This window comes from Berryella intestinalis, from assembly GCF_000814825.1.
GTDB classification, from domain to species: domain Bacteria; phylum Actinomycetota; class Coriobacteriia; order Coriobacteriales; family Eggerthellaceae; genus Berryella; species Berryella intestinalis.
Genome location: NZ_CP009302.1, coordinates 1,415,647 through 1,428,370 on the forward strand (window position 1 = coordinate 1,415,647; position 12,724 = coordinate 1,428,370).

At 60.2% G+C, this 12,724-nt stretch carries 13 protein-coding genes and 4 tRNA genes; 3 read left to right on the plus strand and 14 right to left on the minus strand.

Annotated elements, in window-relative coordinates:
• The first annotated feature begins 104 nt into the window (after positions 1 to 104).
• Both JI75_RS06220 and JI75_RS09180 read left to right on the plus strand, forming a co-directional pair.
• Positions 105 to 1,052 (plus strand): LysR family transcriptional regulator, encoded by a 948-nt coding sequence (locus JI75_RS06220; protein WP_039689578.1) that lies wholly within the window; start codon positions 105 to 107, stop codon positions 1,050 to 1,052.
• 69 nt (positions 1,053 to 1,121) lie between these two features.
• Complete coding sequence (locus JI75_RS09180; RefSeq protein WP_158407630.1) at positions 1,122 to 1,364, plus strand: hypothetical protein; 243 nt, start codon at positions 1,122 to 1,124, stop codon at positions 1,362 to 1,364.
• A gap of 445 nt (positions 1,365 to 1,809) precedes the next feature.
• Here the strand turns inward: JI75_RS09180 and JI75_RS06225 are convergent, their stop codons facing one another.
• From JI75_RS06225 to JI75_RS06235, 3 genes are all read right to left on the minus strand, one after another.
• Positions 1,810 to 2,985 carry a C40 family peptidase gene (locus JI75_RS06225; protein WP_039689580.1) on the minus strand — a complete coding sequence of 392 codons (1,176 nt, stop codon included), beginning with the start codon at positions 2,983 to 2,985 and terminating at the stop codon, positions 1,810 to 1,812.
• 409 nt (positions 2,986 to 3,394) lie between these two features.
• A complete protein-coding gene (locus tag JI75_RS06230) occupies positions 3,395 to 4,465 on the minus strand; it encodes a C40 family peptidase (protein ID WP_039689582.1) in 1,071 nt (356 codons plus the stop codon).
• 115 nt (positions 4,466 to 4,580) lie between these two features.
• Positions 4,581 to 5,480 (minus strand): NAD(+)/NADH kinase, encoded by a 900-nt coding sequence (locus JI75_RS06235; protein ID WP_039689585.1) that lies wholly within the window; start codon positions 5,478 to 5,480, stop codon positions 4,581 to 4,583.
• Between the two features lie 171 nt (positions 5,481 to 5,651).
• Here JI75_RS06235 and murJ point away from each other — a divergent pair, with 171 nt between their 5' ends.
• On the plus strand, positions 5,652 to 7,280 hold the full coding sequence (gene murJ / locus JI75_RS06240; RefSeq protein ID WP_039690696.1) for a murein biosynthesis integral membrane protein MurJ: 1,629 nt from the start codon (positions 5,652 to 5,654) through the stop codon (positions 7,278 to 7,280).
• On the opposite strand, the gene map is transcribed toward murJ, so the two are convergent.
• From map to JI75_RS06295, 11 genes are all read right to left on the minus strand, one after another.
• Positions 7,243 to 7,989 carry a type I methionyl aminopeptidase gene (gene map / locus JI75_RS06245; protein WP_039689587.1) on the minus strand — a complete coding sequence of 249 codons (747 nt, stop codon included), beginning with the start codon at positions 7,987 to 7,989 and terminating at the stop codon, positions 7,243 to 7,245. The genes murJ and map overlap by 38 nt on opposite strands.
• Before the next feature lie 134 nt (positions 7,990 to 8,123).
• Positions 8,124 to 8,837: a 50S ribosomal protein L1 gene (rplA, locus tag JI75_RS06250; RefSeq protein ID WP_039689589.1), complete on the minus strand. Its 714-nt coding sequence runs from the start codon at positions 8,835 to 8,837 to the stop codon at positions 8,124 to 8,126.
• Positions 8,838 to 8,939: 102 nt separating this feature from the next.
• The gene (gene rplK, locus JI75_RS06255) at positions 8,940 to 9,440 is read right to left on the minus strand and encodes a 50S ribosomal protein L11 (protein WP_039689591.1); all 501 of its coding nucleotides are present in this window, start codon (positions 9,438 to 9,440) and stop codon (positions 8,940 to 8,942) included.
• A 99-nt stretch (positions 9,441 to 9,539) separates the two neighbouring features.
• Complete coding sequence (nusG, locus tag JI75_RS06260) at positions 9,540 to 10,079, minus strand: transcription termination/antitermination protein NusG (RefSeq protein ID WP_039689593.1); 540 nt, start codon at positions 10,077 to 10,079, stop codon at positions 9,540 to 9,542.
• A 2-nt stretch (positions 10,080 to 10,081) separates the two neighbouring features.
• Positions 10,082 to 10,501 carry a preprotein translocase subunit SecE gene (gene secE / locus JI75_RS06265; RefSeq protein ID WP_039689595.1) on the minus strand — a complete coding sequence of 140 codons (420 nt, stop codon included), beginning with the start codon at positions 10,499 to 10,501 and terminating at the stop codon, positions 10,082 to 10,084.
• 112 nt (positions 10,502 to 10,613) lie between these two features.
• Positions 10,614 to 10,690 (minus strand) — tRNA-Trp (locus JI75_RS06270).
• Between the two features lie 17 nt (positions 10,691 to 10,707).
• Positions 10,708 to 10,857: a 50S ribosomal protein L33 gene (rpmG, locus tag JI75_RS06275; protein ID WP_039689597.1), complete on the minus strand. Its 150-nt coding sequence runs from the start codon at positions 10,855 to 10,857 to the stop codon at positions 10,708 to 10,710.
• 113 nt (positions 10,858 to 10,970) lie between these two features.
• Positions 10,971 to 12,173: an elongation factor Tu gene (gene tuf / locus JI75_RS06280; protein ID WP_039690697.1), complete on the minus strand. Its 1,203-nt coding sequence runs from the start codon at positions 12,171 to 12,173 to the stop codon at positions 10,971 to 10,973.
• A gap of 92 nt (positions 12,174 to 12,265) precedes the next feature.
• Positions 12,266 to 12,342: transfer RNA gene (locus JI75_RS06285), tRNA-Met, on the minus strand.
• A gap of 3 nt (positions 12,343 to 12,345) precedes the next feature.
• Positions 12,346 to 12,421 (minus strand) — tRNA-Thr (locus JI75_RS06290).
• Positions 12,422 to 12,425: 4 nt separating this feature from the next.
• Positions 12,426 to 12,510 (minus strand) — tRNA-Tyr (locus JI75_RS06295).
• Between the last annotated feature and the right edge of the window lie 214 nt (positions 12,511 to 12,724).

Genomic DNA, 12,724 nt, shown 5'->3' on the forward strand with positions numbered 1-12,724 from the left:
CCGACGGCTCTGTTGGAACGCCGACACCCGATGCGCTTTTGCGCACAGCAGCGCAACGGGGCCAAATCAGATATCCTGATAAGAACGACTGCGAAAGGAACGCCATGGATACCCGTCATCTTGAAGAGTTTCTTGCGCTGGCACACGACCTGAACTGGTCGTCCGCTGCCCAGAAAACGTACGTCGCACGGGCGACGCTTGCCGAGCATATGGCCGATCTCGAATCCGAGCTGGGATGCCGCCTGTTCAGAAAGGAGGGGCGGAACCTGGTGCTCACCCCTTTGGGCAAGAGGTTCGTCAGCGATGCCGACGAGCTGGTTCAGCGCGTTCGGAGAACCGTGTCGGAGTACCAATCTCTCGAAGGCAACTTCCTCCTGGTCAAGATCTCGGCGACGAACCTTCCGTGGATCGAAAGCCTGCTCCATAGGGCTTGCCGCAGCCTCGGCGCGGCATGCGAGCGCAAAACCATCGAGATAGCGACCGTTCCCAGCGCCGCCAGCAATATCCGCGCACTCGAAGACGGATCGAACGACCTGGTGGTCGCGGGAATCAAGTCATGGGTGCCGAAGTCGGAGGCGGAGGCTTCTCTTGACGAGAGGGAACTTGCGGGATTCTTCGTTCGCCGAGAGCCCATCCACTTCTACGTCACCGAGGGAAACGACCTGTTCAACAAGGAAACGATACAAGCCGCCGACCTGGACGGAAAGACGATAATCGCGCCGCCCGACATCTACGACGGGTACATCCGCGACGAAGTGGTCGAACGTTTCTCCGCAGCTGGTGCGCATGTGCGGCTGAAGTCGGTTCCCATCGAAAGCCACTTCGATTACTTCGGGCGCAATTTCGATCAAGGGGTGGGAATCGTGCCCGAGACCCTGGTTCCCCGTTTCGGGATCGATAACCGCAGAGAATGCCGAACGTTCGACCTGATCGACTTTCCGTTCGAGACCGACTTCTACGTGCTGTACCGCAAGGATTTCCTCGAAGACGAGACCGCGCGAATGCTGATAGACGAACTGAAAGAGGCTGCGCGAGAGCCGGATACCCGTTGATCGGCAAGTATCCGCAGGTTGCATTCTCCGGGTCAACGCACACGCAGTCCGCACCTGCCAACCACCGCGGTGGCGCGCGCGGTCGTGCGCATTATCCCCGTTCGAGCCGGACCCCTGCACGCGCAGATCGAGCTCGCCGAGTTCCCACCCAAAGCAACCCTCGGCCAAAAAACAGCAGGTTTGCATCGGCGTGCGCGCGAAAGCCGTTTCCGTGTCAAGAATTGGCAGGTTTGCATTCGCTATCCGAAGCCTGAAGAGCATTTCGAGCACATGATTCTTCTAGAAGCCTGCAAAATACCAGGTGAAGAATGATACACCGAATCGATGTGACAGGTGCGCCGATGCAAACGCATCGTTTTTTGACAGACAGGGACGATTTTCGTACACGCCGATGCAAACCTGCCGTTTTTTGACAGATACACGATCGAATCGAAAGCACCTGAAACGGCCGAGACGCCGAAATCCGCTTCCCGTCGCTTAATAGGCAACTGGACCGGAACATCTCGCTCCGATCCAGTTGTCCGAATTCGATTTGGGTTGCCGCGCTTGATCAGAACCGCACGTTTTCCTCGATACTTTCTGGAAACTAAGCCGCTCTGAGCTTTGCTTCGACTGCAGAACTAACCGCAGCTGTCCCTCCGAAAATATAACCATTCTTGATCTCCGCAGAATGAGGCGCAATGAGCTCATCGATGGCGGAAGCGCTATTGGCGCTGATCAAAAGAGAGGCGACCCGCTACGAGTCACCTCAACCAACCTAGAACTGCAACGCAGCCGTGAAACCCGACCAAGAGAGCGCGTCGGTGTCTCGCACTTGGGCTCCGAACGTTGGTGCATGAACATAGGGGACGCCGCCATAGCCAACGGCAATGCCAACATGCTGGTAACGATAGAGAACATCCCCCGGACGCGCCTGAGAAACCGGAACAACATTCTTGGCGCACGCGTAAAGCGATTCGGTGTAGTGCGGAAGGTTCATGCCGATCTGGCGATAAGCCCACACCACGAGACCCGAACAGTCGAAGGAGCTGGGACCCTCAGCCGCCCAGACATAAGGACAGCCGATGCGAGACATCGCATAGCCGACGACCGCAGAATTATCGCTAGCCGATCCGCCTCCCGAATACGACGGAGTGGAAGGAGCGGTGTAAGAGGGTGCAGAAGTGTTCGAAACGACCTGAGATCCCGCGCCGCTGCCACTCGTGCCCGACCCCGCACTAGACGAAGAATCGGAAGCTCCCGAATCAGAAGAGGATTGCTGCTGAGCAGCGGCGGCTTCAAGAGCCGCTGCAGCTGCAGCGGCAGCTTGCTCCTGTTCGAGAAGCTCACGCGTCTCCGCATCAAGCGACTCCAAAAGCGCCGATGCTTCAGAAATCCTGGAAGAAACGGTACGCTGCACCTGATCCGCTTCTGCGGCCCTGTCGGCAGCGATCTGCTCCTGACGAGCATACTCGTCTTTTGCGGTCTGGAGAGCCTCCTTCTGGGTCTTGGTCTCCTCCACCAGGCGCGCGTCGTCCTCGTTCATCTGGTTGAGGATGTCCCAGTTCTGAGTAAGCTGGGAGAACGAAGAGGCCCCGAGGATGAAGTCGAGGAAGCCCGTGGGGCCGGTGCGGTACATGCTGACGGCACGGGAATCAACACGCGTCTGCAGCTCATCGATGCGGGAAGACGCCTGATCGATGAGGGTCTGCTGCTCTTCCATGGAAGACTGTGCAGCCTGCTGCTGCTCGAGGGCGGCATAGTAATCGTTCGATGCCTTCTCGAGATCAGCCTGAAGCGAAACCAGCTGGTTGCGGACCTCGTCGGCCTCGGCCTGCTTCTCGGCGGCAGAGACAGCGAACGCGCGATTCGGGTTCATCACGAGTGCAGTGCCGAACAGCGCCGCGCCACCGATGAACACGCGTCTACTCAGATTCGTTACTTGTTCGCTCATAGAAACCTCCTGATCGAACAATTGGGTACATATCGAGACGTTGCACGCTCTATACTAACACGCGTGCTTTTTCAGGTTTGTGTTTTGTTCTTCACTTCATATCACCTGGTAGATCGCTTGAATTTGCGGTATTTCGTCAACGAAGGCCAATTTCGGACGTTTTTTCCCATTTTGGGTTGACAGAGCCGCGAATTTCACAATTCAGGATACTGTTTCCGCAGATCGGAAGCAAAAAATATCCGAAATATCAAGCAAAACCACCATGCATTGAGTGCAAACGCGAGGCGCACCCCAAGATACGGGGTGCGCCTCGCCTCGAGCTATGCATAGTGCAGAAAAAGCAGCCGGCAGACCGCGCATGCGCGAACGCTTCGATGAAAGAGCCGGCGCGTTGAAAACCCGAAGCCCCTTAGAACTGGAGCGCGCAGGTGAACTCCGACCACGAGAGGGGGTCGGTATCGCGCACCCTGGCGTTGCGCGTGGGAGCGTGAACGTACTTCGATCCGCCGGGAACGAGCGCGATGCCGCAGTGCCAGTAACGGTACAGCACATCGCCGCGCCGCGCCTGCGAGATGGGAACCACGCGCTTTGCCGCTGCGTAAAGCGACTCGGTGAAATGCGGAAGGTGAATGCCTATCTGCGCGTAGGCCCACACCACCAAACCGGAGCAATCGAACGTATCGGGCCCTGCGGTACCCAAGACGTACGGACAGTCGATCTTCGTCAGCGCCCAGTCGGCCGCTGCGGAATTATCGGACGTCTGCCCTCCCCGATCGATCGGGCCGGCAACGGGGGCAGGTGCCCTCTCCTCGATCGTTTGACGGCGCGCCGCCTCTTCAGCTGCAGCAGCCGCCTGCTCTTGCTCCAGCAGTTCGCGCGCTTCTGCATCCAGCGTGTTCAGCAGCACCGTGGCCTTTTCCACCCGTTCATTGGCATCGGCGCTGATGCGTTCTGCTTCAGCCGCCTTATCGGCCGCAATCCGCTCCTGGTGCGCGAATTCCTCCTGCGCCGCCTCCAGCCGCGCCTCTTCCTGCTTGGTCTCCTCGATCAGACGCGCGTCCTCGTCGTTGATGCGGTTCAGCAGGTCCCAGTTCTGGGCGAGCTCGTCAAACGATTTCGCACCCAGCATGAAGTCGAGAAAGCCCGTGGGGCCGGTGCGGTACATGCTGACCGCACGATCTCCCAAACGTTGCTGCAGATCGGAGATGCGACGGGTTGAAGCGTCGATGAGAACCTGTTGCTCGTCCATAGCCGCGCGCGCTGCGTCGCGCTCTTCTATGGCGCGATGGTAATTAGCTTCGGCCTGCTCCAAATCGGCCTGGAGCGACACGAGCTGCGCACGCACCGCATCGGCTTCAGCCTGCTTTTCCGCTGCGGAAACCGCGAAAGCGCGAGAGGGCGCCAAGGCCAGCGCCGCGCCGAACAGCACGGCCGAACCCGCGAATGCGCGTCGAGTGAGCATCGGTGATGTGAAATCCATCCAGATCCCTCCTGAGCGAACATCGCCTTTATACAAGCGCTACGGTCACCTATGCTAGCACAGCGCCGCCCTTTTCCGCGATGTTTGTAAAGGGAACCTCATAACACCAGGTAGATTAATCGTTCATGTTGAAGAACGTTTTTGCGATGAGTTTGTAGAACCCCTCCCGGCGGTACTTCAAAAGCCGCGTGGGACGATCACTCGCGCTGACGACGACGCTTCTCACCGGCCGCTCGAACTCGACCACGTCCCCATCCACGAAAAACGAGATGTCGTGTCCGTTGGGTTGGTCGTCTGCGATGGATATCTCGACCACATCGCTGTGAGCCGTGACGATGGCGCGCGAATTGAGCGTATGGGGCGCAACCGGAACCACTACCATGCCCCGATACCCCGAAGCCACCAACGGCCCTCCCGCAGACAGCGCGTAGGCCGTCGATCCCGTTGCCGACGCCACCACCACGCCGTCGCCGCGCATGCGGGCCACGCGATCGCCCGACACATCGATGTCGAAGTTGAAGATGCGCCCGGACGCACCGCGCGCGATGGTGATCTCGTTGAGGGCGAAAAGCGTTCGCGGACCCTCGATGGCCAGCCCCTCGTCGTCGCCCTCGCATTCCACCGAGATATACAGGTTCTCGCGCTTTTCCTCAGCGATCTCGCCGGCCAGCGCCTCCGACATCGTGGCGATGAGGTTACCTTCCACCGTATTGCACAGAAAGCCGAGATGGCCGAAGTTCAACCCCAAAAGCGGGCAGTCGAGCAGCGCCGTTACCCGCGACGTGCGCAGGATGGTGCCGTCGCCTCCCAGGGCCACGACCATCTGGAACCCTCCCGCGAAACGCGGGTCGAGCTGTTCGAGGGTCTGCCCCGAATAGACGAAGGTGCAATCGGGCAGATCGTCGATGTCGATGCTTTCGAAGCCGATCCCCTGCGACTGGAAGTACGCCATCAGCTGGAACCGCGCATCAACCGCCTGGGGGTTGTTCTTGCTTCCGACAAGCAGAATCCTCATGAGATCCGCATCCCTTCAAGCGCGCGCAAGCGATTCCGCGCGCGAATCCACTTGGTACATCTAATGAAAATGGCCGAGGCCCTGCCCGACATGGTTCATTATAAGCATTGTACGTTTTCGACCCCCGAGACGGCGCCCGTTTCGCCTATCTTCAAGAACAAAGGAAACGCTTTGAGCGAAGGAACATCGAGCGGCTCGATCGCGCGCTCCACGGCTTTGATGACGGTTGCGACCCTCGGCTCGCGCGCAACGGGCCTCGTCCGCACCTGGGTGATGGCCTTCGCCCTGGGAAACACGTTCGTCACCTCGTCGTACCAGGTTGCGAACAATATGCCCAACGTCATCTTCGAACTGGTGGCCGGGGGCCTTTTGGCTGCGGCGTTTCTGCCCACCTACCTTTCCGAGAAGGAGCGCCGCGGCGAGGCGGCGGGCAACCGCTTCGCGAACAACCTGCTGAATCTGGGCATCGTGGTGCTGGGCGCCATGTCGGTCCTAGCGGCCGTGTTCGCACCGCAGGTCATCGCCACCCAGACGTTCACCGTGGGGAACTCGGCCGAGGTCACCGAACTGGCCGTCGAATTCTTCCGCATCTTCGCCATCCAGATCCTGTTCTACGGGATCGGGGGGGTGGTTACCGGAATCCTGAACGCCAACCGCGTGTACTTCATCACGGCGATCGCGCCCGCCCTGAACAACGTGGCCGTCATCGTCGCGTTCCTCGTCTACATACCGCTGTCAGACGTCGATCCCCACCTCGCCATCGCCGTGCTGGCCTTCGGCACGTCCCTCGGCGTGGCCCTTCAGTTTCTCATTCAGATTCCCGCCCTGGTCAAGCAAGGCTTCAAATGGCGGTTCTCGATCGATTTGAAAGATCCCGCCCTGCGCGAGGCCATACGGATCGCCGTCCCCACGCTGATCTACGTGGTTGGGACCATGATCGCGTTCTCGTGCAGAAACGCCTTCTCCCTCCAGGCGGGAGACGAGGGCCCCGCGACGCTGCTGTACGCGTGGACGTGGTACCAGCTTCCCTACGGCGTGCTGATCGTGTCGTTCTCGCGCCCGCTGTTCACCGAGATGTCGGCCGCCGTGGCGAAGCGCGACCGGATCGCCATGCGCCGCCTCACGCGCGCGGGCATCGCCGTCACCGTGGTGATGGCCGTTCCCTTCACCGGGCTGATATGCGGCCTTTCCACGCCGCTCATCAGCTTGTTTCGCGCCGGTGCGTTCAGCGCCCAAGATGTCGACTACGTCGCCTCCATCCTGGCGCTGTGGGTGATCAGCCTGCCCTTCTACTCGGTGACCATGCTGATGTACAACGTGTATGCCAGCCTGCGCAAGTTCCTGCACTTCGCGCTGATCTGCACGGCCATGGTCGCGGTCCAATGCGGCATGTACGCCCTGCTGTGCTCGCCCGACGTGCTGGGGCTCTACGGGGTGCCGATAGCCGATCTGGTGTACTACGGCGTCACCAGCATCGTGCTCACCCTGCTTCTGCGCCGCTACATCGGGTCCTTCGGCATCAGGCTCGTCCTCTCCTCTACGCTGCGCATCCTTCCCGCCTCGCTGATCGGGGCGGCTGCGGCCTATGCGCTCAGCACGGTTATGCCCGGCTTGGCGGGGGAAGGATCGATGCTCGACGGCTTCGTGAAGCTCGTGATATGCGGCCTCGTGGGCCTGGTCGTATCGTTCGGCCTCGCGTTCCTGTTCCGCGTGCCCGAGATGGATCGCCTCAAGCCCGTTTTGGCGAAGCTGGGCCGGAAGATCAATCGGAAACCAACACGGGGCCGTCATTCGAGATAGCCACCGTCTTCTCGAAGTGAGCCGCCAGGCTCCCATCACGCGTCGAGACCAGCCAGCCGTCGCTTCCGTCGCGCGTCTTGTGCGACCCGAGGGTGATCATCGGCTCGATGGCGAGCACCATCCCCGCTTCGAGCCGGGGACCCGTGCGTCTGAGACCGAAATTGGGGACGTCGGGGTCCTCGTGCATGCTCCTGCCGATCCCGTGACCGGTGTATTCCCGCACCACGCCCATTCCCGCCGCTCGGGCCACCTTCGACACCGCATATCCGATATCGCCCACCCTGCCGCCAGCGCGCGCCGCTTCGATTCCCGCCCACATGCACGCCTCGGTGACCTCGAGAAGGCGCTGCGCCTGCGCCGAGACCTCCCCCACCGCAAACGTCCAGGCATTGTCCCCCGCCCAGCCATCGACTGTGGCCCCGGTATCGATGGAGATAATATCGCCTTCCCGCAGGATGCGCTTCTTGCTGGGAATACCGTGGACGATCTCGTCGTTTACCGACGCGCAGATCGAGCACGGGTACCCGCAGTACCCCTTGAACGTGGGCACGCCCCCGTTATCGCGTATGAACGCTTCGGCGAACACGTCGAGATCCCAGGTAGAGACCCCCGGCTGGCATCGCGCTCCGATCTCTCTGAGCACCCGGGCCGACAAAGCGCCCGATCTCTTCATGGCTTCTATCTGTTCCGGCGATTTCTTGATGATCACCGCAGCCTCCTTCCCCGGCCGCACCCCGTCGGACACCTGGTGAATACGCATCACAGGCCGAACCGCACAGCGCCGTACAGCGAAAAGGGCCCCGCTTCAGCAAGCGAGGCCCTTTCATTCGATAGAGTGAGCGCTTATTCAGCGACAGGCTGAGTATAACCCTTCTGAACGGAAGGATCGACGTTCAGGCCCGGGCTCATCGTGGAAGCAACGGTGATGCTCTTCACGTAGCGGCCCTTGGCGCTGGAGGGCTTCATGCGCAGAACCTCGTCGTAGACGACACCGTAGTTCTCGGCGAGCTGCTCGGCGGTGAAGCTGGCCTTGCCCAGAATGACGTGCGCGATGCCGTAACGGTCGGCGCGGTACTCCACGCGGCCGCCCTTGAGCTCGGTGATGGCCTTGGCGACGTCGGGGGTGACGGTGCCCAGCTTGGGGTTGGGCATAAGGCCGCGGGGGCCCAGCACCTTGCCCAGGCGGCCGACCTTGGCCATCTGATCCGGCGTGGACACGGCGGCGTCGAACTCGATCTTGCCGGCGAGGATGTCGGCGACCAGGTCGTCGGAGCCTACGATGTCGGCGCCGGCCTCGACAGCCGCACGCGCGGCGTCGCCCTCGGCGAAGACGGCAACGCGGACGGTCTTGCCCGAACCGTTGGGCAGAGACACGGTGCCGCGCAGCTGCTGGTCGGCCTTGCGGGTGTCGATGCCCAGACGGAAGTGAACCTCGACGGTCTCGTCGAACTTGGCGCTTGCGAGCTCCTTCAGCAGGGTGAAGGCCTCGATGGGAGCGTACTGCTCCTTGTCGATCTTCTCGACCGCAGCGCGGTACTTCTTGGTGAGTTTAGCCATGCTTGTTTCCTTTCGTGGTACGTAGCGAGCCTGGACGGCTCTTCCACCCTATATCCTCACGGCGAGGGCCGTGAAAGATCCGTTCGTGCGGGAAAGCCCCGACTAATTGCCCATCTGCTTGAGGACTTCGGCCAGCTTCTTGGACGGGACGTACTTCTTCTTCATCTCGCGGCCCTCGATGCGCACGCCCATGGAGCGAGCGGTTCCGGCGATGATCTCCATAGCCGCCTCGATGGTATTGGCGTTGAGGTCGGGCATCTTGATCTCGGCGATCTCGCGCAGCTGAGCCTCGGAGAGCGTGCCGACGGTCTGGAGCTGCGGGATGGCGGCGCCGGACTTCAGGCCCAGCTTCTCCTTGATGAGGACGGCCGCGGGAGGGGTCTTGCACACGAAGGTGAAGGACTTGTCCTCGTACACCGTGATCTCGACGGGGATGATGGTGCCGGACTGCTCCTGCGTCTGGGCGTTGAACGCCTGGCAGAACTGCATGATGTTGACGCCCTGGGCACCCAGCGCGGGGCCGACGGGAGGAGCGGGGTTAGCGGCGCCTGCAGGAATCTGCAGCTTCACGAAACCGGTGACCTTCTTAGCTTTAGGGGCCATGATCGATTCCTTTCAAATGCTTCAATGCTGAATAACTCTATCGAAAACGCTGTGCACGAGAAGCCCCGGTCCACGCGGGCGCACCCAGCAGAAAAACGCTTAGTCCAGTTTAGCAACCTGGTCGAAGGAAAGCTCCACCGGGGTCTCGCGACCGAAGATAGAAACCATAACCTTGACCTTGCCGGCGTCGGGATGGACTTCCGACACCACGCCGTCGAACTCGGCGAGGGGACCGGAGACGACCTTGACCGCCTGCCCCTCCTCGATGTCCGTCGAGGTCTTCTTCGGGGCGCCGGGGACGTTGCGTCCGATGCCCATGATCTTGTTGTACTCGGCGCGGGTGAGCGGCTCGGGGTTGCCCTGGCTTCCCACGAAACCGGTGACGCCGGGGGTGTTGCGCACGGCGGCCCAGCTGCGCGAGTCGAGCTCCATGCGAACCAGCACGTAGCCCGGGAAGATCTTGCGTTCGGTCTCGACGCGGCGGCCGCCCTCTTTGATCTCGGTCACCATTTCGGTGGGGATCTCGATGGCGAACACGTTGTTCTCAAGCCCCATGAGCTCGACGCGCTGAAGCAGCGTCTGCTTGACCTTGTTCTCGTATCCCGAATACGTATGGAGCACGTACCATTTCTTAGCCACGACTAAGCCCCCAACCCAGAAATCGCCACCAGAAGCGGCGTGATGATCACGTTGTCGAGAAGGCCGACGTACAGGCCGAAGAACAGCAGCGCGGCCACAACGACCAGGCTCCACTGAACGACGTCTTGGCGGGAAGGCCACGTGACGCGCTTCAGCTCGGCTTTAACGTCCTTGAAAAACGCAAAACGAGACTTCTTGGGAGTCTCCTTCTCAACCTTCTTGGCCTTCGTCTGCTTATCCTGCGCAGCAGCGGCCTCTTTCTTCTCGGACTTTGCGAAAAGTCCCTTCTTGGGTGCCTCGGTGCTCTCTGCCGCAGCCATAGGCTCGGAAGAGGCGACGGAGCTCTGCTCTGCCCGCTCTGCCTTCTTGGCGGACCGGGCGGCGGATGCCTTCGCTCGCTGAGTCTTCGATTTGTGCGCCATAAACTACCTAATTCTAAAGACGGAAACACATGCCATTAAACACCAAACAAGCAGCCTGGCTTCAAGTTGCTATATAAAGCAAGTAACCTGAAAGCAAGCTGCTTATACAAGCTGGCAGGCCAGGAGGGACTCGAACCCCCAACATGCGGTTTTGGAGACCGCCGCTCTACCAATTGGAGCTACTGGCCTATGCTTGTCATCCTAAACTATCGAGTCTCGCGATGCAACGTGTGCTTACCGCACCACTTACAGTACTTCTTCATCTCGAGACGATCAGGAGTGGTCTGCTTGTTTTTGTTGGTCGTGTAGTTGCGGCGCTTGCACTCGGTGCATGCCAAGGTGACCAAGGTACGCATAGAATTCTCCTCTATGTTTTTCTACATCAATTGCAATGCTTGGGTATCACATGAATCTCATAACGGAGCCCGCGTTGAAAGCGGGCTCCGAAACAAGCGAGTAGGAACGAGAACTACTTGATGATCTCGGTAACCTGACCAGAGCCAACGGTGCGGCCGCCCTCGCGGATAGCGAAGCGGAGACCCTGCTCCATAGCGATCGGGTGGATGAGCTGAGCGGTGATCTCGACGTTGTCGCCGGGCATGACCATCTCGGTGCCCTCAGGCAGGTTCGCAACGCCGGTAACGTCGGTGGTGCGGAAGTAGAACTGAGGACGATAGCCGGTGAAGAACGGGGTGTGACGGCCGCCCTCCTCCTTGGTGAGGATGTAGACCTGACCCTTGAACTCGGTGTGCGGGGTAACCGAACCGGGCTTGCAGAGAACCTGGCCGCGGACGATGTCCTCGCGCTTGATGCCGCGCATCAGGCAGCCGATGTTGTCGCCGGCCTCGGCCTGGTCGAGCAGCTTGCGGAACATCTCGATGCCGGTGCAAACCGTGCTCTGGGTCTCGCGGATGCCGACGATCTCCATCGGGTCGTTGAGGTGGAGAACACCGCGCTCGACGCGACCGGTGGCAACGGTGCCGCGGCCGGTGATGGTCATGGTGTCCTCGACAGCCATCAGGAAGGGCTTGTCGGTGTCGCGCTCGGGAGTCGGGATGTACTCGTCAACGGCGTCGATGAGCTCCCAGATCTTGCCCTGCCACTCGGCGTCGCCCTCGAGGGCCTTCAGCGCGGAGCCGCGGATGATGGGCAGATCGTCTCCGGGGAACTCGTAGCTGGAGAGCAGCTCGCGGGTCTCCATCTCGACGAGGTCGATGAGCTCCTCGTCGTCGACCATGTCGCACTTGTTCAGGAAGACGACGATGTAGGGAACGCCGACCTGACGGGCGAGCAGGATGTGCTCGCGGGTCTGGGCCATGGGGCCGTCGGTAGCGGCGATAACCAGGATAGCGCCGTCCATCTGGGCAGCACCGGTGATCATGTTCTTGACGTAGTCGGCATGGCCGGGGCAGTCAACGTGAGCATAGTGGCGGGTATCGGACTGATACTCGATGTGAGCGATGGAGATGGTGATGCCGCGCTCGCGCTCTTCGGGAGCCTTGTCGATGTCCTCGAAAGCGGTGAAGTCGGCGGTTGCGGTGCCGTGAGAGCCGTCGTTGTCGGACAGGGTCTTGGAGATAGCAGCCGTCAGAGTAGTCTTGCCATGGTCAACGTGACCGATGGTACCGATGTTTACATGCGGCTTAGAACGGTCAAACTTTTCCTTTGCCATGAAAATCATCCTCCTAGTTATTTCCATCGCTTTCAGCGATTTTAACCGATATATACAAGAAGCACCCTCGACGAGGATGCTTGATTTAGAAATGGTAGCGGTGACTGGATTCGAACCAGTGACGCCACGGGTATGAACCGTGTGCTCTAACCAACTGAGCTACACCGCCGAATGGAGCCCGCGACCGGACTTGAACCGGTGACCTCTTCGTTACCAACGAAGTGCTCTACCGACTGAGCTACACGGGCAAGATGGTGGGAGCGCAAGGATTCGAACCTTGGTAAGCATAGCTAACGGGTTTACAGCCCGTCCCCTTTAACCACTCGGGCACACTCCCATAAGGACTCGCTCAAATTCATGTGTACTTTTCAAGCTGCCTGCCATGCTCGAAAGGCGTTTCTCGCGCATGAGCAGATGAATAATACGCTATGGATTTCAGCGTGTCAACAGTTTACACGCTACCGGGCGTGTCTTTTTCGGAGCAAAGTTTCCCCTGTTGACACGGATGCTTCGCTGCATCCAAGGAAACTCGTCCGAGAAAAGCCCGAAAA

Bases quoted from the DNA above. Each gene is read 5' to 3' on its own strand.
- JI75_RS06225 (WP_039689580.1), bottom strand. From the start codon at position 2,985: ATGAGCGAACAAGTAACGAATCTGAGTAGACGCGTGTTCATCGGTGGC.
- tuf (WP_039690697.1), bottom strand. From the start codon at position 12,173: ATGGCAAAGGAAAAGTTTGACCGTTCTAAGCCGCATGTAAACATCGGT.
- rplA (WP_039689589.1), bottom strand. From the start codon at position 8,837: ATGGCTAAACTCACCAAGAAGTACCGCGCTGCGGTCGAGAAGATCGAC.
- JI75_RS06220 (WP_039689578.1), top strand. From the start codon at position 105: ATGGATACCCGTCATCTTGAAGAGTTTCTTGCGCTGGCACACGACCTG.
- JI75_RS06235 (WP_039689585.1), bottom strand. From the start codon at position 5,480: ATGAGGATTCTGCTTGTCGGAAGCAAGAACAACCCCCAGGCGGTTGAT.
- rpmG (WP_039689597.1), bottom strand. From the start codon at position 10,857: ATGCGTACCTTGGTCACCTTGGCATGCACCGAGTGCAAGCGCCGCAAC.
- secE (WP_039689595.1), bottom strand. From the start codon at position 10,501: ATGGCGCACAAATCGAAGACTCAGCGAGCGAAGGCATCCGCCGCCCGG.
- JI75_RS06230 (WP_039689582.1), bottom strand. From the start codon at position 4,465: ATGGATTTCACATCACCGATGCTCACTCGACGCGCATTCGCGGGTTCG.
- rplK (WP_039689591.1), bottom strand. From the start codon at position 9,440: ATGGCCCCTAAAGCTAAGAAGGTCACCGGTTTCGTGAAGCTGCAGATT.